Genomic DNA, 24,103 nt, shown 5'->3' with positions numbered 1-24,103 from the left:
TATAATCCCCCAACTATGACAACCTATCTCGCCAATCTCTCCTTCGCCATTACCTAATCACTATAAAACGAGAGACAAGTTCCCAATTTATTGGGACTTTTTTAACTTAATACCCAGGAAATAACAATGAAAAATTTAATAAAAACAACACTCACAATTTTAATACTAGCCAGTACACTATCAACTACCAACGCAAAATCAATAACAGATGAATGTAATACAGGTGATCAGTGTTCTAATCTTGGGGTTATGTATAAAAAAGGCACAGGCGTTAAACAAGATGATTTCAAAGCAGTTAAGTTTTCCCAAAAGGCTTGTGATTTGAATAATGGCTTGGGTTGTTCTAATCTTGGGTTTATGTATAGAAAAGGCAAAGGCGTTAAACAAGATGATTTCAAAGCAGTTAAGTTTTACCAAAAGGCTTGTGATTTGAATTATGGCCCGGGTTGTTCTAATATTGGGTTTATGTATGCAGAAGGCAAAGGCGTTAAACAAGATGATTTAAAAGTAGTTAAGTTTTTCCAAAAGGCTTGTGATTTGAATTATGGCAAGGGTTGTTTTCTTCTTGGGTTTATGTATGAAAAAGGCAAAGGCGTTAAACAAGATGATTTAAAAGCAGTTAAGTTTTACCAAAAGGCTTGTGATTTGAATAATGGTGAGGGTTGTACTAAGCTTGGGAATATGTATGTAGAAGGCAAAGGCGTTAAACAAGATGATTTAAAAGTAGTTAAGTTTTTCCAAAAGGCTTGTGATTTGAATAATGGCTGGGGTTGTTCTAATCTTGGGGTTTCGTATTACTACGGCAAAGGCGTTAAACAAGATGATTTCAAAGCAGTTAAGTTTTTTCAAAAGGCTTGTGATTTAAAGTATGCAAAAGGTTGCAAAAATTATGCTAGATTAAAGTAATAATAAGACTTTTCCCTCATTCCCATGTTTTGCGTGGAAATACATACCCCAATAATCAAACCCAAACTAACCGCCTCAAGCGGAACTTAGGAGCGAGGGCAGAAGTTGGACTCCTCATCTAAGATAAGCGTCCCCACGCAAAGCATAGGAACAAGAGGAAGCCCCCTCCTAACTTATTGACACCTTCAAAATATCCTATACAATGCCCCAACTATGACAACACACCTCACCATTCCCTCTTTTACTCCTTCATCGACGACCTTCGCCCAGTCATCGTCCCACTCGTACAAAATCCTCGCTTCCCTTCACATTTTCCACACCCTTCTTCCTATTTTCCACACCCGTCAATATTTTTTATTCAAGCGTCAACATTTTTTATCCACCCGTGAATATTTTTGGGACTAACATACATCAATACCAACCAGCCTATTACCGCTAAATTCAAACACCATTGATTTTCTGTTGATCGCTTAACACTGCCTATTTTTCCGTGTTGGTTTTGATATTGGTATTAATGTATGTTAACCCCATAATTAATGTTTGTACCCCCTTGTATCTTACCCTGTCTGCATTTACAAAAAATAGCCGCCGAACCTATGGATGGAACTCATATTTTTTGCAAACACAGGTGGGGTAAGGGGTAGCACTATCTTTGCAGTCTCTACTTTTGGATTGGGGATTTAACTGAAAGTAATTTTAGTAATCGATTTAGCAAGTAAAGAATACCCTCTAAAAAAAGAACTTTTTTATTCATTGTAGGTAGTTTTTTAATAATAAACGCTATCTTTTTTGACTTATTATTGTGCGGATATAGCCTGTAAATTCCTGGATATAAAAAAGAGAAATTAACTTTGTACCATAAGCAAATATCCGAAAAAAATAAATGCCACTGTTTGGGTAAAATATTTAAATCTTTTGCCAATGATTTTGTGTATGAATAATAGTCAACAAGATGTGAAACACGATTAGAGTCAATAGGAAATTGCCATCGGAATCTTTGTTGTTGACTTAAAATATTTTGTTGCATCTGTTCTTGATTGGGTAAAATAATTTCTTGATTTAGGCAAGAAGATAAATACCTCGCCTGTAACTCTGAAATCGAAGGCAAAGACCCTAAATTTGGACGAACAAAGCCGACAAAATAACAATTATTAACATCTGGAACAAACATATATTTATACAGCTTATTAGGAGATGAAACTTTACTTAGTATTTTATCAGGTAAAAAAGATATATTAAAAGTGTTCCCCGTACATAGAACAATTGTATCTGCCAAAACAGAACTACCATCTTTAAAGATAACTTTTTTGTCTTCTAAGTTTGCAATCCCGGGTTTTAAAAGTGTCTTGTTTTCCAGATAAGTTTTAATAAATCCACAGCTTTTTGTTGTTACTCGACGAAAAGGTCCTAAGTAATTAATTGAGTGATAAGAAGCGTTAAAATGATTCATTGTACTTTGAATTTTTTGATCTTCTTGTGAAATAATATTTTTATATTCTAATTTTCTTTTAAACTTCATTAAAAAAGATAATTTGCTATCATCTATATCTCTAGAAAGCGCATGATAGATATTTGATGTATCTAAATCCGTGGGTTTTTTGTCATGATATCTCGGGATAAAATATCCAGGCCATCTACGAATAGAGGTGTAACTTTTTTTCACCAAATTACGAGATAAATAAATAAGATCAGAAGCCGTCTCACCCAAACCTACGAAAACTACTTTTTTATCCTTTAAAGCAGATATTTTTCTGATATTTCCACCATAAACAACTTCACCAGAAAATTTTTCTTGATTGGGTAAAGAAGTTTTTTTTGCTTCATGATTGGTCCCACTGCAGACAACCAAATAATCAAATATTTCAGTGTCTATATGTTTGTCTTTTTGAAAAAAAATTTCCCATTGATCGTTTTCTTTATTTATTTTTTGAACGGTGCAACCGAAGTGTATTAAAGAAAATAAATGGTTGTGTTGGGCATAGCGTTTTAGATAATCTACATATTCTTTCGCTTGCCACATTTTCAGATCATTGTAATTATCTTGAGGTGGAAAGTCACTAAAACTAATTAAAAATGGATTATTAACAAGATTTAAGCCCTCGTAACAATTTGAAAATACACCACCAATGTCATTAGATTTCTCCAAAACTTTTACATCGATGTTTGGATTGTTTTCTTGAATTTCTTTTGCCGTGCAAAGACCAGAGGGTCCAGCCCCAATGATGCACATTTTTTTACTTAGTATTTTAGATTTCAAGATTGGTCTTTATCAGGAAAGGTAATTGAATATTTATAATCTAAAAAATGTTGGAACTTATCAAAATGTGCATCAACTATGTACAATGCCTTCTCTAAGGTTTCCTGATTAAGTTCCTTTTGTTCAAAAATTAATAAATCAACAGCATTATCAACTTCACTATCAATATGTTGATTGCCAAAATAATGTAACTGCTTCCCAGTCTCTTGTTCGTATAATTCTGCAATATATTTAGTTGTATTAAAAAACATTTTTACCGTTGTTTCTCCAGCTTCCATTGCTGTCATTCTTAAAAAAGTATTCTCCCCACACATTTGAGCCCTAATAATTGCGCTATACATATAATTTCTAATAGGCGCACCCGCATCTAGCCAAATCATATCCATCGCATCACCGTAGTTTTTTACATCATTATAAATACCTAGAGTTTGTAAATCAGTTTTCAACATATTCCAATGTGTAGAATCTACCTCGGCATGTGCATTAATCGCTTTTTGCAGATTGTTTTTAGGGTTGGGAAAGTGATAAAACATCTGATTAATGTCTCTAAATGTCATTGTAAGATGAACAAACAAAGGCGCCCATATATTCATTTTTTCAATCACATTTTCTCGTGTAATTTTCTTAACATCTTGAAATAACTTATGCTCTAATACATTTTGTTTGTGTTTATTAATTGCGCTAAATACTCTTTCCATTGTGCTAAATGATAGTAATAAAATGGTTATTTTAACAAAAAAAACCATCTAAAATTCATTTTCAAATTTTATTAAAGCCCAATCCAAAGTAGAGATTGCAAAGATAGCGCTTGTATCTATCCTTTGCCCCGTCTGTGTTTGCAAAAAATATTAGTCCCACTCATAGGTTCGGTGGCTATTTTTTGTAAATGCAGACGGGGCAAAGGGCGGTGCTAGGTTTGTGATTTCTATTTTTGGATTGGTAAAAAAGGCAGTGTAAGCGTGATTAACCAGAATAAAACGCTATAACCTGCTAGATTTTTATTGGACGCTTTTTGAAAGTTATGAGTCTAATATGTGTTGAGATATAACCATCATTGACAACCAAATCCAAAGCGTATTAAAACCTACTAATGTAGGAAGTAATTTTTTGTTGCTAGCCCAAATTAAAGACATACTTGTTAACAAAGCGACAAAATACAATTGCCAAATTTGAATGCCAAATATCAATCCTGGTACAATGATAATAGACTTAATGCACCAGCTAACTGCTTCAATGACATTGTAAGTAGTCCAATATTCTTTTTTGAACCACATTTTGTAGCAATTAAATACCTTTCGCCATCCTGTCAATGTGTAAATAACACTTGTAAGAACAATCCAAGAAATTATAGCAAAGGTTAATTGTTCTTGAGTCAAGATAAATTTTGATTTTTAAAAAAAATGTAGGGACTAACTTGTATTAATACTAACATCTTGTAAGATAGCCTATTACCGCTAAATCCAAACATCATTGATTCAATTCGCTCCAGTGTTGATGGTTTAACATTACCCTTGTTTAACCTAAAAACAAACTCATCAACATAACGCCCAATATGTTTGTCGGAAAAATAATGAAACACACCAATGTAACTTCGTTTTAGCAGTGCCCAAACACTCTTAATGCCATTAGTATGTGCAATCTCATCGACATACTGCCCAGCAGAATGCTTGACCATTAACTGTTTATAGTCCTCTATACCTTTATATACTGTTGCTTCATCAGTACAAAGCGTGGCATTGCTATCAACATACTTGTCAATCATAGCCTGAATATTGATACTATTGACCTGATCCATCTTTACGGCAATGGTTTTGCCAGCACGAGATGGGTGGCGATAAATCTGCGTAGGTGTTTGGTTGGCACATAATGGACACTTGGGCTTTCCATTCCAAAGTTTTTTTTCAAAATATAGGCGATCAGACTCTTCGGTTGGGAATTTTTCTAATGGTTCAAATGTGCTGATGGTGTTTGTGTATTGGGTCATTGTTATATCTTGTAGTGTTGTAAATACTGCCTATTTTACCGTGTTGGTATTGATATTAATGTAAGTTAGTCCCATATTTTTTATTCAAGCGTCCAACCCCCCCCCACTAAAGTATTTTGATCATCTTACACTTTTAATAATACTAATAACAGGATAAATACCATGCAAAGCAAACGATATGTTCAACTCAATGAGACCTTTGCATAAATAGGGATGATTAGCAAAATGACAGATTTTATTAAATTGGAAATTTTTTAAATCCACTCCTAGCAGGGCTAAGGGTGTTTTTAAAAAGTTTGTAATTTGATGAAAGATGGCGTTTTGATGATTATTCATATTTATGCAAAGGTCTCTCAATAACGAAATGAACACAATGGATGCCTACATCCACGCCACCTCCGAAAAACAAGTCGAACTCGGCATAGACAACGCCCAACTCACCCAATTCAACGCCTACAAAACCCAACTCAACAACGACATCGCCCTCTACACCGCACCCATGCCATTACCCAACAAATCCAAGCCGACTTCAAAGAGATTAATGCCTGGATTCTCCACCTACGCACCACCATTAAAATCAGCAAAAAAGCCACTCTCACCGAACAAGACTACGCCTCCCTCTTCATCCACCAAGACAAACCCCGCACCTCCCACACCATCCCCACCCCCACCCTAAAACTTGAACACATCGAACACCTAATCGCCCGCATTACCGCCCACCACGCCGCCAGCCACGACCAAGGCACCCGCCCCAGCCTCCCCGATCGCATTGACATCATCGATTGGCAATGGGTCATCAACAATATCCGCGAACCCATCGACACCCTCATTTATTCCAACCACAAAACCACCAAAACTGCCACCCTAAAACTCACCTTCGACCCCAGCCAAACAGGACAATTCTGCCACATCATCTCTCGCTATGGCATTACCAATGGCGAAGTCGGCACTTTCAGCCCCAGCCTCTCCTTCGCCATTACTTAATTACTATAAAATGAGAGACAAGTTCCCAATTTATTGGGAATTTTTTAACTTAATACCTAGGAAATAACAATGAAAAATTTCATAAAAACAGCACTTACAATTTTAATACTAGCCAGTACACTATCAACTGCCAACGCAAAATCAATAACAGATGAATGTAATACAGGTGATCAGTGTTTTAATCTTGGGGTTGCATATTTCAAAGGCACAGGCGTTAAACAAGATTATATCAAAGCAGTTAAGTTTTACCAAAAGGCTTGTGATTTGAATTATGGCAGGGGTTGTTTTAATCTTGGGTTTATGTATGATGAAGGCGAAGGCGTTAAACAAGATTATATCAAAGCAGTTAAATTTTACCAAAAGTCTTGTGATTTGAATGATGGTGGGAGTTGTACTAATATTGGGCTTATGTATGCAAAAGGCGAAGGCATTAAACAAGATGATTTCAAAGCAGTTAAGTTTTACCAAAAGGCTTGTGATTTGAATGATGGCTTGGGTTGTTCTAATCTTGGGTTTATGTATGAAAAAGGCAAAGGCGTTAAACAAGATGATTTCAAAGCAGTTAAGTTTTACCAAAAGGCTTGTGATTTGAATAATGGTAGGGGTTGTTCTAATCTTGGGGTTATGTATGAGTATGGCGATGGTGTTAGAAAGAGTATCAATAAAGCCTTGAAGTATTACGGTAAGGCTTGTGATTTAAAGTTTGCACCAGGTTGCGAATATTATGCTGAATTAAAGCAACAATAAGACTTGCTTGATAACTGCTCCATTACCACTCTAACTCAATATATTGCTCAATCAATCTAGGGCGGACGGTTAGGCTGATGGGTTCATTTTGACAAGGTGTCTAATTTTTGCTCAATGCGTTTTAGGCGTTCGTGGACGCCTTCTTCTTCGTTGTTGTGTTCTTGTTGCATTTTATCGATGACAATGCCGATCATCATATTGAGGAATACGAAGGCATTGAAGAAGATGAATGAGAGGTAATATAGCCATGACCATGGGTGTATTGCCATGGTTTCATACATGACATCTGTCCAATCTTCGAAAGTAACGATGCGGAATAGGGTGAGCATAGAGATGGAAATGTCGCCCCATAGGACTGGGTTGATGGATTCGAAAATAAAGCTGCCGACAGCGGCATACATATAGAATAGGATGAACATTAGGAGGAGTACATAGCCCATTGATGGTAGGGCTTTGAGTAGGGCGTTGACCAGTAGGCGTAATTCGGGGATGGCGCTGATTAGGCGTAATACTCGGAAAATGCGGATTAGGCGGGCTAGTAGGGCGTATTCGCTTTGGTCGATGGGGATTAGGCTGATGGTTACGATGAGGGTGTCGAATATATTCCAGGCGTTGTGGAAGAAGCGTTTTTTGTGGGTGCAGGTGGTGAATCGTAGTAGGATTTCGGCTAAGAAAAAGACGGTTACGCTTGTGTCTAATACTTCTAAAATTAGTAGATAGTTGGTATTTAGATCGTAGGTTTTAACGCCGATTAATAGTGAGGATAGGATAATAACGCCAATGACACTGAATTCAAATAGTTTGTTGTTGTGTAGTTTGAGTAGGGTGTTTTGTAGTGTGTTTAGCATTGGGATTGGTTGGTAAAGTAATTTTTAGCAGCGTTAACATCGTGTTTGATTTGTTGTTTTAATGTTTCAAAATCATCAAAGTTTGCTTCGTCTCTAATCTTGTGTTTAAAAGTAGTTTTGGCTTGAAGTCCGTAAATAGTGCGATTAAAATCAAATAAAAACACTTCTAGTAGCGTTTTTTTACCGCCGATTATGGGGCGATTGCCGATATTGCATACGCCTTGATGGGTTTTTCCTTCGATTTCAACGGTAACGGCAAAAATGCCGTGAATGGGGCTGATTTTGCGTTTAATTGGGAGGTTAATGGTGGGGAAGCCAATTTTTCGACCGTTTTTAAGTCCGTGAATAATTTTGCCAGTGATAGAAAATTCACGGCCTAACATTTGTGTTGCTAGGTGCAGTTTGCCTTGATTTAAGTAGGTGCGGATGTTGGAACTACTGACGCGATGATTGTCGCATAGGACACTCGGTGTATTTTCTACGCTGAAATTGTTGGTTTTTGATAGGCGTTGCAATAATTCAAAATCACCTACTCTGTCTTTACCAAAGCGGAAGTCATCGCCGATTAGGCAGTGTTTCATTGCTAATTTATCCAATAGAATTTTTTGCACAAAATCAACCGCTTCTAATTGAGAAAATGCTTGATTGAAGTGAATAATAAGATGGATATCCAAGCCTAATTTAGATAATAAATGGTGTTTTTCCTTAAAACTGTTTAATGATGCCTGCGGGTGATTAAAAAAACTTTGTGGTGTTGGTAGGAAAGAAATCAACACAGAAGGTATGCCCAGTGCTTTTGATTTTTCAATTAGGCGGGTGATGATTTTTTGGTGTCCTGTATGCACGCCGTCAAAGTTGCCGATAGTAACAACAGTGCCTTGTTGTGGTTTTAGATTGTGTAGTCCGCGGATTAAATTCATTGGGTTATTTTAGTCTAATTGGGCGAGGATTTTCTTCACAGGTGCGGGTAAGCCGACTTTTAATTGGGCAATAGATTGAAAAGTGGATGCTGCGTCTGTGCAATTCACTACAATTGGGGTAATTATTAAATGATAATGGGTAAATGAGTGTTTTATTATTGGTAATTTTGTTTGTATGCGAGCGTTGGTATCAAATTCTTTGATAGTTTGAGCGATAATTTTTTCGTCATTTTCACACTCTACAAGACTCCATAGCCCGCCCCAAATACCTTTTTTAGGGCGTTTTTCTAAATAAATACCCTTTTTTTCATTGCGATAAATCAGCATTGTGGTTGTGCGAGTGGGTTTGATTTTTTTCGGTTTTGGGTTGGGGTATTGGCTTTGTGTGTCGTATTTTTTAGCTAAACAATGCGGTGCAAGCGGGCATCGTTCACAGTCAGGCTTACTTCGTGTGCATAAGGTCGCACCTAAATCCATAATTGCCTGCGTATAATCGGCGTTGCAGGTGTTGGGGGTATGTTGTCGTGCCAAATGCCATAATTCATTAATTGTAGCTATTTGCCCGTAATGCCCTTTAACTTGGTGGTAGCGAGCCAAAACTCGTTTAACATTGCCATCCAAAATAGCGTGGTTTTGCCCAAAACTGATGGATAAAATTGCCCCTGCAGTAGATTCACCGATACCTGGCAGGGAAATCATTTGCTTTAATGTTTTTGGAAATTTCCCTTGATATTGTGTAACAACAATTTTGGCACATTTGTGTAAATTTCTGGCTCTAGCGTAATAGCCTAACCCTGCCCATTGTGCCAAAACAGCATCTTCATCGGCGTTAGCAAGTGCGGTTAAATCTGGAAAATGTTGAATAAAATTATTAAAATACTCAATCACTGTGATAACTTGGGTTTGTTGTAGCATAATCTCGCTTAACCATACAAGGTAAGGGTTAACTGGGCTACTATTTGACGCTTGCCATGGCAAAGAATGACGACCGAATTGGTCAAACCACTTCAATAGTGGTTTAGAGATTAGATGCACTACTTCAACCTAAGCGGGTCGTGTGGGTCAATACCTTCCATAAACGGTTTGCCCACTTCTTTATGCGTAACTTGATAGACGCAACCAATCCAATTATTGATAATAGCAGTAGCAGCATCGTGCCAAGTATTGTCTAAAGTTTGGCTAATTAAGGTCTCAGGAAAATCACTGATTTTAAATTCACCTGCCAATAATTTGACTTTAAATTCATTCAAAATAGCCTTATTTTGCTCGCAAAAATAATGTTCGGGAAGTGGTGGATAATCGGTGCGTGTTTTTGTTAAATAGGCAATAACTTCTCGTTTATATTCTTTCAACATACTGATAGTGTCGTATTCTGGATGTCCTTGAAAAAATACAATTCTAAGTAAATCCTCACTCACACATAAGTGTGCGCCAACTTTGCTATCGACTAAGATTTTAATGCCTGCGGATTCAAATTGTGCCTTTGAGATTTTATTAAAACGAGAATGTGGCACATCAAAACGCGTATTTACCCCATTCATCAGTGGGTGGCTTCGGTTTAATACTTGATGCGGAAAAATGCCCCAACATTTTTTGCCAATAGGCTGGCGTTTTTGTCCGTAACGAAATTCCAGCACAGCGTGAGTTGCCAAACATGAACATAGTGTTGAGGTAACATTGTCATAAGACCATGTCAATACTTCTTTGAGTTGTTGGTAAAAAGGTGCTTTTTCAAGGTTAGCCTCTTCCACATGGGCGCCTGTAATAATCAACGCATCTAAGCCTTGTGCCTTGATTTCATCAAAATCCTGATAATATGCATTAATATGTTTTTGTGCTTTTTCACCACGCTGAATAGAGGCCAGGGTAAAGGGATGCAGATAAAACTGTGCAATTTGGTTAGAATGCCCAATCAGGCGGAAAAATTGCCGCTCAGTTGCTTCAAGTGCAGGGTCTGGCATCATATTTAATAACCCGATATGCAATTCACGAATGACTTGATTATTAGCACGGTCTTTGCTTAACACCGTCTCGCCCTCTTGTTGAAGTCGCTTAAAAGAAGGCAGGCTAGAATGTGCAATTAACGGCATAGTGTCGCCCCTATCAGTTCAAATACTTCGTTGGCATTTTGGCATTGATACAAATCTTCACTGTTAATAGTGTAGCCGTATTGTTGGGCAATTGCCTCATATTTGGGCTTTCGATGTTCAAGCAGGCGTGGGAAAATCCAGCGTACAAATTCATCAGGATTAATTTGTGCCGCATAAATCAATTGGTTTTCTTGCAAGTAAATATCGAGTTGTTTTTTCAAAAACTCTTGGTTGTAATACAAAGGTTTGGGTTTGTTTTTTGCGCGTTCAATCAAAGCAAATTCATTGTTTTCATTAGCACGGATATAAACAATAAGTGTATTTTCAGCTAATGATTGGTAAACTTTATCATCGTCCAATTCACATAAACTACCTCCTGCATCATTAATAAAATGATTAAAACCCTTGGCTTTAGCACGCTCAATAAACGCTGGAACATCTAACATAGAAAGTGTTTCTGCCTGATAAAATAAAGCTTGTCGCCTAATAAATTCATCAATCGGTAAACCGCCTTGCTCAGGATTGCCGACTTTACCTAAAAAACTCGATACCGAAGATAGATTGTCAAAAGTGATGTGATTTTTTACCCGAATTGAGTCGTTATTTAATAATTCTGCTAGGTCTTCATCTTGTCGAATTTTGTGTTTAATATTAGACAAAATAGCATCGTTTAAATACTCGGCACCAATGCGATAATCACCAGAGTAGTGATACCATTTTTCATCCGCAGAGAGCAGTTTTGACAAATGCGTTTTGCCTACCCCCGACATACCTAACAGTGTTAAGCGTTTGTGTTTTGATTGTGAAAATTCTTCAGCAGAAAATCTCACGATACCCCGTCTTGTTTAAACATTTCACGGATGCCGCGTATCGCCTGACGAGTGCGATGTTCATTTTCAATCAAGCCAAAACGCACGAATTTATCCCCATATTCACCAAAACCAATCCCCGGCGATACCCCCACTTTTGCCACATTTAATAATTTTTTGGTAAATTCTAACGAGCCCATCGTCTGATAAAATTCAGGAATTTTTGCCCACACAAACATCGTCGCCTTAGGTGGTGTTACCGTCCAGCCAATAGCATTTAGCCCTTCGCACAACACATCACGCCTATCCTGATACATATTTGAAATCTCTTTGACGCAAGTTTGGTCGCCTTCTAACGCCTCAATCGCTGCCACCTGAATCGGCGTAAACATACCATAATCCAAATAAGATTTAATCTTTGCCAACGCTGCCACCAAGGTTGCATTACCCACCATAAAGCCCACTCGCCAACCGGGCATATTGTAACTTTTTGACAATGAGAAAAACTCCACCGCAATATCCTTAGCCCCTTCCACCTGCAAAATACTCGGTGCTACATAACCGTCAAACACAATATCCGCATACGCCAAATCCTGAATCACCCAAATTTTATGTGCTTTGGCAATCTCAATCACTTTTTCAAAAAATTCCAATTCCACACATTCCGTGGTTGGATTGGACGGATAATTAAGCACCAACATTTTTGGCTTTGGAAAAGTGTTTTTAATTGAGCGTTCCAATTCTGCAAAAAAATCATCCTCCGGCCCACACGGCACATGCTGAATATCCGCCCCCGCAATCACAAACCCATACGGATGAATGGGATAAGCAGGGTTAGGCACCAAAACTGTATCACCATTCCCCACCACCGCCTGTGCCAAATTCGCCAACCCTTCTTTAGAGCCAATCGTAACAATCGCCTCAGTTTCTGAGTCAATATCAACATCAAAACGCCTTTTATACCAATGCGAAATCGCCTGACGCAACCGTGGAATCCCCCTAGAAGTCGAATACCGATGCGTATTCGGCCGCCGCGCCGCCTCTACTAATTTTTCCACAATATGGTCAGGCGTCGGCTGATCAGGATTACCCATCCCAAAATCAATAATATCCTCACCCCGAGCTCGCGCCTCCGCCTTCAATTCATTGGTAATAGCAAACACATAAGCAGGCAATCTTTTTATTCGTGGGAAATCTTCATTCATTTTATTTAATTTTTAATAATTCAACTTCAAAAATAATCGTAGCACTCGGTGGAATAGGTCCCGCACCAAACTCACCATAAGCCAATTTTGAGGGAATAGTCAATTTGCGTTTTTCGCCGATTTTCATACCTTCAACACCTTGATCCCAGCCAGAAATTACTTGCCCTACGCCGAGTTTAAAATCAAAAGGTTCGTTTCTATCAACACTTGAATCAAATTTTTTGCCATTCGTCAACCAACCCGTATAATGCATAGATATAAAATCTCCCGCCTTACAAGCCTTGCCTTTACCAGCCTCAATATCTTCTATTTGTAATTCTGCCATTTGTATTTCCTTAATAAGCTAGTGTAATATTATATGAGCTAAATTTTCTAATATTAAGCACGCCCGTGTCTAATAATAAATATTGCCCCTTAATGCCCCGTAAAATGCCAGAAATTTCAGGCGTTTTGTCAAAGTTTAACGAGGTAATTTTGCCTGGATATTCTACCACAGGATAATTAATTTTTATTACTTCATTGTCTAACTCTACTGCATCTAAATCCATCATTAAGTTTGATACTTTTGGCAACAGTTGATTTTTCATCGCCACAAGATCCGCTTCTTCCACTTCATTTTTCAGCATTTTTCGCCAGTTGGTTTTGTCCGCTACAAAGTCTTTCAATGCCATCTCTAATTGCCCAGATTTAAGTCGTGTATCTACTTCAAGTATTGGCAAAGCGGCTATAGCACCTTGGTCAATCCAACGACTGGGGATATTACCCTTGCGAGTAATGCCAACTTTAATACCAGATGAATTTGCCAAATAAATAATGTGCGGCGCAAAACAATTGTCCAGCCCCCACAACGGCTCACGACAAGTGCCGAGGTGATGATGGCAAGTTTCAGGTTTCATAATGCACAAATCACAACGCGCCAAATCCCGACAACACGGATAGCAATAGCCCTGAGAATAACTTTTTTTAGTTGCTACGCCACAGTTTGAGCAACTGATTGTGCCGTTAAATGTGAGCGATATTTCTTGCCCCACTAATTCATTCATTGCCACCATCTCGTTACCGATTGGCAATTGATATGTTGCATTGCCTTCTTCAAGCGTGGTGTGCATTTTTTGTATATCGCCTATTTTTTGCATTTTTATTTTTTTTGAATAAAGAAATATTTATTTATAACATTTGAATTTAGCCAATGCGTTTACCCAAAGGGTGCGCCGAGCGGTCGGCTGGAATGATTTGTTAGGTGTTTTCACAATATTCATTGGCAAACTCATATCTAACATAAATTAAATTATTCAATTTATCTTTCATGTTTTGTTTTTTATCAAGAACAATTAAACAATAGAAAGTATTTTTATTTTCACCGTCAATCTCTAGCATAGTTTTAATTTTTGTGAGTTTATCACAATCACTTTTTATTTTCTTTAAAAATTGATTATTGGAATCGCCCTTGTTTCTTCTAAATTTTATTTCAATAACACCTTTTATTTTATTGGCGGAATAGCCTTTTTGTGTGTGATTTTTCAATTCTAGTATTTTCTTTTTTGTTACTTGCATATCTGAAACATCAAAAAGCACAATGTCTGAACGATATTTTAAATGTTCATCTCCCCACCAGCGTACTTCAGTATGTAGCGATATTGAACAATCATTATCTTCTGTTTTTTCAATTTCGCTAAAGTCATTCATTAATAAATGACACAAATGAATTCTTACATCATCTTCAGTTAAGTATTTATTTGGACATTTTTTAAAGTCACTTATTAGACTCTGTATTGCATTATTTGCTTTATCTACTGATTTCATAAAGGTTATCCACGCTTATACTGCTAGGAAAATTTGTTACATCTACATCGGGGGTGTTTATCACTCTTACATCTATGCTTCTAAAATAAATCTCCCGTAAATATTGTGAATTACTAGCAATAACCATAAGGGTAATGGCGATAATAACTAAAACTATATTCCTAATACCACCCAATAAAGTATCAAGTTTGGTTATCCATTTTGACAATCTCTTTATGATTGATTTCTTATTTTCTTTTTCATTCATATTTCATACACCTAACGCTTGAATTCAGCCGACGCGTTAGCGGTCGGCTGGAATGATTTGTTAGGTGTGTGTGCGTTGATACCAAAAAATAGCAATAAATGCTACAGTACCAACTATAGCAAGACCAGAAAATAAAAATAGTGCTTCCATCACTTCCTCCTTATTAACATAAATGCAATGCCAGCAAATATCATCGTGGCGTATATGCCGATTGATAAAATAACTAATTTAGATACACCTTCAACTTGCAAAATAGTACTTAACACCACACCTGCAAAAATGAGTTTGGAAATATCCAATAAATAATCAGCAATTTTTTCTTTCATAACTGTATTTTAGCACATTTTTCATTATTTGTTTTTCGGTGTGATGAAGCACCAAATCATAAATGGGGACAGGCTACTTTTATCATAGTTTTTTCTTATTTTTTGGTCTTCCTCTAGCCTTTAGAGTTGACAGAAAACCATGCTTCTTTGCCATTTTTATAACCCAGTTTTCATTGCCAAGTGGTGCTTGTCTATTAATACTGTTTCTGATTTTATCTATTTCTTTTTGAGTTTGTGGCGTATTGACATATTCCACCCAGTTATCTAGTTCTCCATAAGGCTTGTTCAATATCTTTCTATTTCTAAAAACTCTTTCTGATAATGACCCGTATTGCCAATCTTGTGCTGTTTTGCTTAAATCAGCCCTTAACGCATTAGCCTCTATATAGCGCATCAAAGTTAGATAATAACTGTCTTTTTCAACAATAAAACTTTTAAATCTACCTTGCCAAATATGTCCTGAGGTTTTGTTTTTCTTATGATAATAACGCACATGAGAAGTCATCACCCATTGCATAAATTTACTCAGACTATTTTCACCTTGTGGTACAAGTAATAAATGAAAGTGATTAGGCATTAGACAATAGGCGTGTAACTCAATATTCTCTCTTTCTAGCCCTGTTTTTAATAATTTTAGGAAAAACTCGTAATCATCCTCACCATCAAAAACTTGCATACGCATATTTCCTCTATTGATAATATGATAGATTCCGCCTTGGGTTTGACCTCTTGGTATGCGTGGCATTTTAGTGTTGGGGTAAAAGTGGGGAATTATATCATAAAAAGTAGCCTGTCCCCATTATTTTATGTCCCCATTATTATTATTGCCTTGAGCGCTCGTTATGGTTTAAGTGATAATTTTGAAACCTATGTTCGCACTGATTATTTAAATAGCAATAATCGGGTTACTGATTTATCCGGCTCCTCAAGTGCAAATGATTCCAAATTAGCAGACGTATGGGCAGGATTCAATTATCAACTCTCAAAAAACAACAACACACCAGCACTACTTGTTTCGATTGAAGCCGCTTTGTATGAAAATTATGCTTCTGATAATGCCCAATTTAAATCGCAACAAATTGGAATTACTACTTATCGGGCAATTGACCCAATTGTACTATCACTTACTAGTGGCTATCGCTTTAGTCAAACTCGAAAAGATGGCGATATTGATTATAAACCAGGTAATTTTCTCTTTATTTCACCTTCTGTTGGTTTTGCTGTTAACGATGTCATTACCTTAACAACAGGATTTCAGTGGATGAATAAACAAGCTGATAAATTTAATAACATTTCACAAGGGGTACGCTCAACTAGCACTGATTTAATATTAGACATGGGTTACGGGCAAGCAAAAAATAGCATTATCAATACCACCTTAAAAGCGAATATTTCAGGTCGTGGGGGAGCGGATCTGAGGGTTAATTGGCTGTATAGTTTTTAACTAACAACCCGTTAGAAAGTTGCTCCTATTTTTATTCATCAAACAAGGAGAATATGATGAAAAATTTAAAAACACTCTTGTTAGCAACACTAGCAAGTTTTATGATGGTAACATCACCAATGGCAAATTCAGTTAGCAATGATGCTAATTTAATTTTTAGTAATGATAATACACAAGTTCAGTCAATGGACTTAGCGAAATTATCAAGTGTTGAGATGCAGGAGACAGAAGGCGCTTGGGTTTGGGTGGCTTGGGCTTTTGCCTCTCGGATGCTTTGGTCCAGACCAGCCTATTAAGTTAACATTTAAATTTAATTAACTAAAAAAATAAGCCTTTTAATTAAGGCTTATTTTTTCTATATTAATATTATGGGTATTGTTTCTATAATAATCTTTCTTGGCGGACTTGAGTTAATCGTTTATCTTATCTATAAAGCAATTAAATACAGAAAAAATAAAAAAAATGATTATAAAACTTGAGAATTAAACCGATTTTTTTAAGTGTAGTAAATTACGAAAAAATCAATGGAATCAGAAGCAGGGAAAGTTAATTTTTGGATGGGTATTATTGAATTGAGACTTTTTCAATAAATAAAATTATTTTAAAAATTTTTACAATATTTATAATGATTTCTAAAAAAACTTTAGAGATGGTAATCAGTCTGATAAGAAAAATATTTTTTAAGAAAAAAAACAGTTTTCCTTTAGATGAGGAAGGGGGAGGGCATATTTTTGGGCAAACATGCCCGAACTTATATTTGTAATTGTTGTTTTATTGGTGTTGTTTATACACCTGTTTCGTTAACCTATAAGAATATTTAAATGATTAAAGACATTCTAAACTTACTTAAATTTAAACCTGAACCGATTGAGTATTACCAAAAATATTCATTTAAAACCAGTATTGGTTTAACGATTTTTATTAGTACGGCATTTGGTTTATTGTTACCACATCCGCCGGAAATTAATTTTATCACACACTTTTTATTAATGTTATCAATGGTACCAATAATTATAGGAGTAACTTGGTCTTTGGTCGGTTTGTTAAAACTAAAGCAAAAAAATGCCACATTTCAAGCATTATTTGCCTTAAGCGTGCTTGCCAGTATCATTGATTTATTGACAATTCCATTGATATTTTTATCACAGTTTCATGGGGGTTTTGATTACTTGCAATTAGTGGTAGTTGGTTATTCATTATTGGTATTTTTCTTTGCTTTTGCCAAGGCAAATGCTGTGGGTTTAGGTTTTAGTTTACTCGCTATGTCGCTTGGCACAATTATTTTATTCGCATTTATGATTGCTACCAGCCTTATTTTTATTGCCATTGGGCTATTACCAGAGCCAACTTTACCGCCAGTATGATGAAATTTTGGTTATTATTTTGTTTGACGTTTGGCGTTAATGCAGGTGTCATTGTGCCTTTATCAAGTACGGGTGTTGAAATAAAAGTCAAAACCTGGAAGGCATTGAGAGATGCTAGCATTGTTAAACAAGACAAAGATTATTCTTGTGGTGCGGCATCAATGGCAACATTGCTAAATGAGTTTTACAATCAATCATTTACCGAAATAGAACTGTTAAAGGCAATGGACAAGGGTGATGGTCGTGCTTCATTTGACGACATGGCAAAAGTTTTACCAAAGTTTGGCTTTCGTGGCGTAGGTTACGCTTTATCTTTTGAACAATTATCAAAGATCAAAATACCAACAATTGTATATCTAAAGCATAGAAAAGATAATCATTTTTCAGTATTACGTGGTATTGATAAGAATACTATTTGGCTAGCTGACTCAGCATTGGGTAATCGCACCTACAGTAAATCTCAGTTTTTAGATATGTGGGACACTAGAAATGATGAATTGTTAAAAGGAAAGATATTAGCAATATTACCTAACCATAAAGTTAAACAGTCGGTTGATTTTTTCACAAAAATACCGAAACGACAAACTTCTCTTGCAAGTAGTTTACAAGCATTACATAACTTGTAAAATAATAAATGGGGACAGTAATAAATGAGAATAAATGGGGACAGGCTACTTTTATCATAGTTTTTTCTTATTTTTTGGTCTTCCTCTAGCCTTTAGAGTTGACAGCAAACCATGCTTCTTTGCCATTTTTATAACCCAGTTTTCATTGCCAAGTGGTGCTTGTCTATTAATACTGTTTCTGATTTTATCTATTTCTTTTTGAGTTTGTGGCGTATTGACATATTCCACCCAGTTATCTAGTTCTCCATAAGGCTTGTTCAATATCTTTCTATTTCTAAAAACTCTTTCTGATAATGACCCGTATTGCCAATCTTGTGCTGTTTTGCTTAAATCAGCCCTTAATGCATTAGCCTCTATATAGCGCATCAAAGTTAGATAATAACTGTCTTTTTCAACAATAAAACTTTTAAATCTACCTTGCCAAATATGTCCTGAAGTTTTGTTTTTATTATGATAATAACGCACATGAGAAGTCATCACCCATTGCATAAATTTACTCAGACTATTTTCACCTTGTGGTACAAGTAATAAATGAAAGTGATTAGGCATCAGGCAATAGGCGTGTAACTCAATATTCTCTCTTTCTAGCCCTGTTTTTAATAATTTTAGGAAAAACTCGTAATCATCCTCATCATCAAAAACTTGCATACGCATATTTCCTCTATTGATAATATGATAGATTCCGCCTTGGGTTTGACCTCTTGGTATGCGTGGCATTTTAGTGTTGGGGTAAAAGTGGGGAATTATATCATAAAAAGTAGCCTGTCCCCATTATACCATGATGAAAGATGGCGTTTTGATGATTATTCATATTTATGCAAAGGTCTCTTCTATAATTTAAAGTTTGTTGCTGCAGTTAAAAAAAATACCCAGAAGTTAGACTTTTTGGGTATTTTTTTTTGCGGCACCGCTTTATATGGTTGCCCTTTGTGTTTGCTAAGGTTTGGAATTGTTTCATGCTATAATTCATTTTATAATTATAAAATGAATCGATACCTATGTTTGATAATGGGTACTATTTGCTAATGAAAGGCGCAAATATTAAGCAAGAGGCTCTACCATTAGGAGCAGAGTTACATAAATTATCTGTTCCCAATGTTTCAGATGAAAGGTTTTTAATAAAAATAGGAAAAGAAAAATGAAAAAAGTTATTTATAAATTATTAGGCTTGGTTGTTGTTTTGGTTGTTGCTGTTGTCTTTTTTATTGATTCCATTGGCAAAGATTATGCTCAAGATTATGCTCAAAAACTACTCAAAACCCCTGTTAGTATCAGTCAATTTGACAGCCATATTCTTGATAAAAGCCTGAATATTAATTTTATTGAGGTGCAAAATCCGCCTAACTTCAAAGGTAAAAACGCCTTTTCTTTAGACTATTTTTCGTTAAAAATAGGCGATATTTCCGATAATTTGATTGTCATTGATGAAATCAAATTTGATGGATTGAAATTTACCTTAGAGCAAAATGCTAATAAAGTAAACTTAACTCAATTATTGGATAATTTAGAAAAACAAAATAAAAGCACATCAGCAACAACTTCAAAAGCCCAAGAAAACCAAGAAAAACGCATCAAAATAAAACGCTTTAAAGTCAATAATATCAGTCTTAAAGTTGATACTAAATGGCTAAAAACCACACTCAAAGTGCCTAACATTTCAGTACACAATTTTGGCGGAAACTCAGGCGCTAAAATTGACGAAATCGGCAAACAAGTCATCAAAGAAATTTTGCACAGTCTAAAAAAGGCATTGGAAGAAAAAGGCATTGAAGCAGGTAAAAAAGAAATCGAAGCCGATCTTCGTCGTAAAATTGAGCAAAAACTCGGCATTCAAGGCGGCTTAGACAGCCTTAAAAAGCAGCTTGACACGGATGAAATTAAAAGCAAAGCCAAAGATTTATTTAAAAGTTTCGGGTTTTAGTTTATGAAAAAAATAGAAGCAATTGATTTATTCTGTGGCGTTGGTGGTCTAACATATGGTCTACAACAAGCAAAAATAAAGGTACTCGCTGGTCTTGATAATGATAAATCATGCGAGTACTCATACGAAAGAAACAATGGTGTTAATTTTATCTGTGAAGATGTTTCTAAATATGACTTTAAAACTATGAAGAATATGTATTCTAAAGGTAGTATTAAGGTTTTGGCAGGCTGTGCGCCCTGTCAAACATTCTCATCTCACACTTTTAAAGTCAAAAATAAAGAAGACGATAAAAGATGGAATATGATTGATCATTTTTTGCGAGGCATTAAAACCATAGAGCCAGATATTATTTCTATGGAAAATGTACGAGGGATAGCGAAAACCCAAGTATTTTTTGATTTTGTTAAGCAAGTAAAAGAGATGGGGTATAAGGTTTCTTACGAAGTTGTTAATTGTGCGGATTACGGTATTCCACAAAATAGAAATAGGCTGGTTTTTTTAGCCTCTAAATTAGGCGATATATCTGTGCCGCAAAAAACCCACACAAAGGATAACCACATTTCAATTGACAAAATTATTAAAACCCTGCCAACACTAAAAAGTGGCGAGGCTTGCAAAAAAGACAAAGTGCATAAATCTAGAAACCTTTCTAAATTAAATATAAAAAGAATACAACAATCAAAACCGAGCGGCACATGGAGAGATTGGGATAAAAAATTATTACCAGAGTGCTATAAAAAGGAAAGCGGTCAAAGTTATGCAACCGTTTATGGTCGCATGAGCTGGGATAAAGTTTCCCCCACGATAACAACGCAATTTACCAGTTATGGGTCGGGTAGATTTGGGCATCCTGAGCAAAATAGAGCTATCTCTATTCGAGAAGGTTCTTTATTGCAAACATTTCCCAAAGACTATGATTTTGGTGATGATATTAAAATAGTTGCCGTAAGTAGACACATTGGCAATGCCGTTCCTCCAGAGTTGGGGCGAGTAATTGGTGAAACAATTGTAAAGCATATAGGGGGAAACTGTGGCTGATAATAATTCAGAATTTAATTTCAACATATCCCTCAGCGTATTAGACCATCTAGGTAGAAATTTATACCGTAGTTTTATTACAGTGATTGGTGAGGCGATTTCCAATTCATGGGATGCTGGTGCAGAGAATGTGTGGATTACCATTAATAGGGAGGAAAACTACTTCGTTATTAGGGATGATGGTATCGGAATGAGTAAAGAAGATTTTCAAGGGAAATTTTTGAATATTGGCTACTCAAAGAGAAAAGATTCAAATATACAACAATTAAAAGGAAGGCATTTTATAGGCGGAAAAGGAATTGGAAAGTTAGCGTTATTGTCTTGTGCAAAAAAAATTAGCATTATCACCAAGACATCTGAGACAGATTATGTGGGGGGTGTTATTGATAATAATAAATTAGACCAAGATATTAGTGATGGTGTAAATGCACAAGACTCAAAACTTAGTGAAATTGATGATGTAGTTTTCTTAGATTATAAAAAAGGGCATACAAAGGGAACAATCATATATTTTGAAGATATTCATGAAGGTATAAAAAATAAATTAGGTTATATAAAAACATTGATAGCATTATCTTTTAAATTTTCACTCATAGACGAGGAATTCAATATCTTTGTGGGGGGTAAAGAAATCACCATAGAAGAGCTTAAACCTTTAGCAGAAAAGACTCAGTTTTTTTGGAATATTAATGCCATAAGCGACCCTTATCTTGATATGTTGGAGCAACAGAATAGTTTAAAAAATAAAGGGAGTGTGGACTCCGAAATAGGTGTTAATGGATTTATTGCTTCTACTGAAAAACCTAGCGGGTTAACAATTAGAACAATGGATGAAAAGGTAGGTGTTGACCTTTTTGTTAATGGAAGGCTAAGGGAAAAAAATATACTTAGCCATACACCTGATTTTGCAACAAGACATATTGCAAGTTACCTTTATGGTCAAATTCATTTTGATCTACTAGATGATGGCACTCTAACAGATAGGATGACGACTAGTAGAGAAGGCATTAAAGAAGGTGATGAGGAATACGCAAAACTTATTAAAGAATTTAAAGATAATATTTTTGAACAAATATCTAAGGAATGGAATGAGTGGAGAAATGAAATCAAGGTTATTAAGCCTGATATAACAGATACTTCATTATCAACTTTTAGTGCTTTTACAGAATCTAAACAAACGGCTATTAATGAGTTTCTTAATGTGGACGAAGGAGAGGATTTAAAAGAAAAAGCTAAACAGATGATTGCTAACATTTCTCCAGCAGAATCATCTAATAAGAAAATATTAATAACACACTCTAGTGAAGATTCAGAGCAGGCTAATATTATTTATGAATTATTATTATTCTGTGGATTTTTACCAAAAGAAATTCTTTATACCTCTAGCAATAATATAGATTCAAAAACACCCGAGGGGACAAATACCCTTGGTTATATTAGGAAGTTTTTTGTAAATGATTGGTTTAAAAAGCCTTATGTTTTTTTTATAGCAAGTCAAAATATGGAAAACTCTTGGTATGCATGTTTAGAGGTTGGTGCATTTTGGGTGGTAGAAAATACACATAAAATTGCAACTATAAAACCGTATGAACCAAAATTACCGCTAAATCCAGATAATCATATATATTTAACTTTTAATGATAAGAATCAATGCGATAAAGAATATTTATTTGAAATGTTTAAAGAAATATCAGAAGATTTTAATAAAGATTGCCTTGATAAAAAAAGTTTTTTAAATGAGTTTTCACAAATAATTTCGGCTTCCGATACAGAAAAATGCAAATAATTGACTCCCATTGCCATCTTGACCGAGTTGATTTATCGGCCTTTGGTGGCAGTATGGAAAGTTTATTGGCACATGCCAAGACCTTGTCGGTTGAAGAATTTTTATGTGTGTGTATTGACTTAGAGCATTTTGATGATGTGCTTGCTATTGCGCAAAAACACCCCGAAGTTTATGCTTCTGTTGGTGTGCATCCCTGTGAATTAGATGGCAAAGACCCAAGCGTTGAGGAATTATTGACATTGGCGGATGATGATAATATTATTGCTATTGGCGAGACGGGGTTGGATTATTTTCATGTGCAAAAGGACGGGGCTGATTGGCAACGAGAGCGATTTAGACGGCACATTGCCGCATCCAATCAATCGGGTAAACCAATGATTATTCACACCCGCAATGCCAAAGCCGATACCATTGCAATTATGCGAGAAGAGAAGGCGGAAAAAGGGGTGATGCATTGTTTTTCAGAGGATTGGGAAACGGCAAAAGCAGCGATGGATTTGGGTTTTTATATTTCATTTTCGGGTATTGTTACTTTTAAGAATGCAGAAGATTTGCGTGAAGTGGCAAAAAAAGTGCCACTGGATAGAATTTTGGTGGAAACCGACTCACCTTACCTTACACCTGTGCCGTATCGTGGCAAGCCTAATTCCCCTGCCCATACTTATTATGTTGCTGAAAAAATGGCCGAAATTCGTGGTGAAACCATCGAAACTATTGCTAATGCCACCACCCATAATTTCAACACACTTTTTAACTTGGCACTAAATTTAGAGGCAAAGCCTCTAAAAAATTGAG

At 36.0% G+C, this 24,103-nt stretch carries 29 protein-coding genes; 11 read left to right on the top strand and 18 right to left on the bottom strand.

Annotated elements, in window-relative coordinates; all coding sequences use genetic code 11:
• Positions 1-126: 126 nt before the first annotated feature.
• Positions 127-906 (top strand): SEL1-like repeat protein, encoded by a 780-nt coding sequence (locus AB8525_RS05370; protein WP_369176712.1) that lies wholly within the window; start codon positions 127-129, stop codon positions 904-906.
• 661 nt (positions 907-1,567) lie between these two features.
• Here AB8525_RS05370 and AB8525_RS05365 read toward each other — a convergent pair.
• From AB8525_RS05365 to AB8525_RS05345, 5 genes are all read right to left on the bottom strand, one after another.
• A complete protein-coding gene (locus tag AB8525_RS05365; protein ID WP_369176710.1) occupies positions 1,568-3,163 on the bottom strand; it encodes a flavin-containing monooxygenase in 1,596 nt (531 codons plus the stop codon).
• Positions 3,160-3,861: a hypothetical protein gene (locus tag AB8525_RS05360; RefSeq protein ID WP_369176708.1), complete on the bottom strand. Its 702-nt coding sequence runs from the start codon at positions 3,859-3,861 to the stop codon at positions 3,160-3,162. Before AB8525_RS05360 ends, AB8525_RS05365 begins: the two co-directional genes overlap by 4 nt.
• A gap of 321 nt (positions 3,862-4,182) precedes the next feature.
• Complete coding sequence (locus AB8525_RS05355; RefSeq protein WP_369149959.1) at positions 4,183-4,539, bottom strand: hypothetical protein; 357 nt, start codon at positions 4,537-4,539, stop codon at positions 4,183-4,185.
• Positions 4,536-5,147 (bottom strand): IS1595 family transposase, encoded by a 612-nt coding sequence (locus AB8525_RS05350; protein ID WP_369176706.1) that lies wholly within the window; start codon positions 5,145-5,147, stop codon positions 4,536-4,538. The genes AB8525_RS05355 and AB8525_RS05350 overlap by 4 nt, the downstream gene beginning before the upstream one ends.
• A 120-nt stretch (positions 5,148-5,267) precedes the next feature.
• Positions 5,268-5,483, bottom strand: coding sequence for a hypothetical protein (locus tag AB8525_RS05345; protein ID WP_369149957.1), 216 nt, complete (start codon positions 5,481-5,483; stop codon positions 5,268-5,270).
• 4 nt (positions 5,484-5,487) lie between these two features.
• Here AB8525_RS05345 and AB8525_RS05340 point away from each other — a divergent pair, with 4 nt between their 5' ends.
• Both AB8525_RS05340 and AB8525_RS05335 read left to right on the top strand, forming a co-directional pair.
• Positions 5,488-5,823 (top strand): hypothetical protein, encoded by a 336-nt coding sequence (locus tag AB8525_RS05340; RefSeq protein ID WP_369176705.1) that lies wholly within the window; start codon positions 5,488-5,490, stop codon positions 5,821-5,823.
• 377 nt (positions 5,824-6,200) lie between these two features.
• Positions 6,201-6,878 (top strand): tetratricopeptide repeat protein, encoded by a 678-nt coding sequence (locus tag AB8525_RS05335; protein WP_369176704.1) that lies wholly within the window; start codon positions 6,201-6,203, stop codon positions 6,876-6,878.
• Between the two features lie 83 nt (positions 6,879-6,961).
• Here the strand turns inward: AB8525_RS05335 and AB8525_RS05330 are convergent, their stop codons facing one another.
• The 12 genes from AB8525_RS05330 to AB8525_RS05275 all read right to left on the bottom strand — a co-directional run bounded on the left by AB8525_RS05330 (position 6,962) and on the right by AB8525_RS05275 (position 15,871).
• The gene (locus AB8525_RS05330) at positions 6,962-7,726 is read right to left on the bottom strand and encodes an ion transporter (RefSeq protein ID WP_369176702.1); all 765 of its coding nucleotides are present in this window, start codon (positions 7,724-7,726) and stop codon (positions 6,962-6,964) included.
• A complete protein-coding gene (gene ribF, locus AB8525_RS05325) occupies positions 7,720-8,646 on the bottom strand; it encodes a bifunctional riboflavin kinase/FAD synthetase (RefSeq protein WP_369176700.1) in 927 nt (308 codons plus the stop codon). The genes AB8525_RS05330 and ribF overlap by 7 nt, the downstream gene beginning before the upstream one ends.
• A 9-nt stretch (positions 8,647-8,655) precedes the next feature.
• Positions 8,656-9,657, bottom strand: a complete 1,002-nt coding sequence (gene mutY / locus AB8525_RS05320) for an A/G-specific adenine glycosylase (RefSeq protein ID WP_369176698.1) — start codon at positions 9,655-9,657, stop codon at positions 8,656-8,658.
• A 23-nt stretch (positions 9,658-9,680) separates the two neighbouring features.
• On the bottom strand, positions 9,681-10,736 hold the full coding sequence (locus tag AB8525_RS05315) for a homoserine O-succinyltransferase (RefSeq protein ID WP_369176697.1): 1,056 nt from the start codon (positions 10,734-10,736) through the stop codon (positions 9,681-9,683).
• Positions 10,727-11,566, bottom strand: a complete 840-nt coding sequence (locus AB8525_RS05310; RefSeq protein WP_369149948.1) for an ATPase — start codon at positions 11,564-11,566, stop codon at positions 10,727-10,729. Before AB8525_RS05310 ends, AB8525_RS05315 begins: the two co-directional genes overlap by 10 nt.
• Positions 11,563-12,750, bottom strand: coding sequence for an alanine transaminase (gene alaC, locus AB8525_RS05305; protein WP_369176696.1), 1,188 nt, complete (start codon positions 12,748-12,750; stop codon positions 11,563-11,565). The genes AB8525_RS05310 and alaC overlap by 4 nt, the downstream gene beginning before the upstream one ends.
• 1 nt (position 12,751) lies before the next feature.
• Positions 12,752-13,075 carry an FKBP-type peptidyl-prolyl cis-trans isomerase gene (locus AB8525_RS05300; protein ID WP_369176695.1) on the bottom strand — a complete coding sequence of 108 codons (324 nt, stop codon included), beginning with the start codon at positions 13,073-13,075 and terminating at the stop codon, positions 12,752-12,754.
• 10 nt (positions 13,076-13,085) lie between these two features.
• On the bottom strand, positions 13,086-13,886 hold the full coding sequence (locus AB8525_RS05295) for a DUF2797 domain-containing protein (RefSeq protein ID WP_369176694.1): 801 nt from the start codon (positions 13,884-13,886) through the stop codon (positions 13,086-13,088).
• 100 nt (positions 13,887-13,986) lie between these two features.
• Complete coding sequence (locus AB8525_RS05290; RefSeq protein WP_369176693.1) at positions 13,987-14,553, bottom strand: hypothetical protein; 567 nt, start codon at positions 14,551-14,553, stop codon at positions 13,987-13,989.
• Positions 14,537-14,800 carry a hypothetical protein gene (locus AB8525_RS05285; protein WP_369149940.1) on the bottom strand — a complete coding sequence of 88 codons (264 nt, stop codon included), beginning with the start codon at positions 14,798-14,800 and terminating at the stop codon, positions 14,537-14,539. Before AB8525_RS05285 ends, AB8525_RS05290 begins: the two co-directional genes overlap by 17 nt.
• Before the next feature lie 149 nt (positions 14,801-14,949).
• A complete protein-coding gene (locus AB8525_RS05280; RefSeq protein ID WP_369149938.1) occupies positions 14,950-15,126 on the bottom strand; it encodes a DUF6722 family protein in 177 nt (58 codons plus the stop codon).
• A gap of 82 nt (positions 15,127-15,208) precedes the next feature.
• The gene (locus tag AB8525_RS05275) at positions 15,209-15,871 is read right to left on the bottom strand and encodes a transposase (RefSeq protein ID WP_369176691.1); all 663 of its coding nucleotides are present in this window, start codon (positions 15,869-15,871) and stop codon (positions 15,209-15,211) included.
• An 18-nt stretch (positions 15,872-15,889) separates the two neighbouring features.
• Here AB8525_RS05275 and AB8525_RS05270 point away from each other — a divergent pair, with 18 nt between their 5' ends.
• The 4 genes from AB8525_RS05270 to AB8525_RS05255 all read left to right on the top strand — a co-directional run bounded on the left by AB8525_RS05270 (position 15,890) and on the right by AB8525_RS05255 (position 18,560).
• Positions 15,890-16,570, top strand: coding sequence for a hypothetical protein (locus tag AB8525_RS05270; protein WP_369176690.1), 681 nt, complete (start codon positions 15,890-15,892; stop codon positions 16,568-16,570).
• Positions 16,571-16,626: 56 nt separating this feature from the next.
• On the top strand, positions 16,627-16,866 hold the full coding sequence (locus AB8525_RS05265) for a hypothetical protein (RefSeq protein WP_369176688.1): 240 nt from the start codon (positions 16,627-16,629) through the stop codon (positions 16,864-16,866).
• Between the two features lie 525 nt (positions 16,867-17,391).
• A complete protein-coding gene (locus AB8525_RS05260; protein ID WP_369149929.1) occupies positions 17,392-17,934 on the top strand; it encodes a hypothetical protein in 543 nt (180 codons plus the stop codon).
• Complete coding sequence (locus tag AB8525_RS05255; RefSeq protein WP_369149928.1) at positions 17,931-18,560, top strand: C39 family peptidase; 630 nt, start codon at positions 17,931-17,933, stop codon at positions 18,558-18,560. Before AB8525_RS05260 ends, AB8525_RS05255 begins: the two co-directional genes overlap by 4 nt.
• 54 nt (positions 18,561-18,614) lie before the next feature.
• Here AB8525_RS05255 and AB8525_RS05250 read toward each other — a convergent pair whose 3' ends face one another.
• Complete coding sequence (locus AB8525_RS05250) at positions 18,615-19,277, bottom strand: transposase (RefSeq protein ID WP_369176686.1); 663 nt, start codon at positions 19,275-19,277, stop codon at positions 18,615-18,617.
• A 421-nt stretch (positions 19,278-19,698) separates the two neighbouring features.
• Here AB8525_RS05250 and AB8525_RS05245 point away from each other — a divergent pair, with 421 nt between their 5' ends.
• The 4 genes from AB8525_RS05245 to AB8525_RS05230 are packed head-to-tail and all read left to right on the top strand — an operon-like array spanning position 19,699 to position 24,102.
• The gene (locus AB8525_RS05245; RefSeq protein WP_369176685.1) at positions 19,699-20,481 is read left to right on the top strand and encodes a hypothetical protein; all 783 of its coding nucleotides are present in this window, start codon (positions 19,699-19,701) and stop codon (positions 20,479-20,481) included.
• A gap of 3 nt (positions 20,482-20,484) precedes the next feature.
• Complete coding sequence (locus AB8525_RS05240) at positions 20,485-21,522, top strand: DNA cytosine methyltransferase (protein WP_369176683.1); 1,038 nt, start codon at positions 20,485-20,487, stop codon at positions 21,520-21,522.
• Positions 21,515-23,308 (top strand): ATP-binding protein, encoded by a 1,794-nt coding sequence (locus tag AB8525_RS05235; RefSeq protein WP_369176681.1) that lies wholly within the window; start codon positions 21,515-21,517, stop codon positions 23,306-23,308. Before AB8525_RS05240 ends, AB8525_RS05235 begins: the two co-directional genes overlap by 8 nt.
• Positions 23,299-24,102, top strand: coding sequence for a TatD family hydrolase (locus tag AB8525_RS05230; RefSeq protein ID WP_369176679.1), 804 nt, complete (start codon positions 23,299-23,301; stop codon positions 24,100-24,102). Before AB8525_RS05235 ends, AB8525_RS05230 begins: the two co-directional genes overlap by 10 nt.
• Position 24,103: the final 1 nt, after the last annotated feature.

Source organism: Candidatus Thiodubiliella endoseptemdiera, from assembly GCF_964212635.1.
Taxonomy (GTDB): Bacteria; Pseudomonadota; Gammaproteobacteria; order PS1; family Pseudothioglobaceae; genus Thiodubiliella; species Thiodubiliella endoseptemdiera.
The sequence above is the reverse complement of the archived record's forward strand: the minus strand, read 5'-3'. Positions and strand labels throughout refer to the sequence as shown.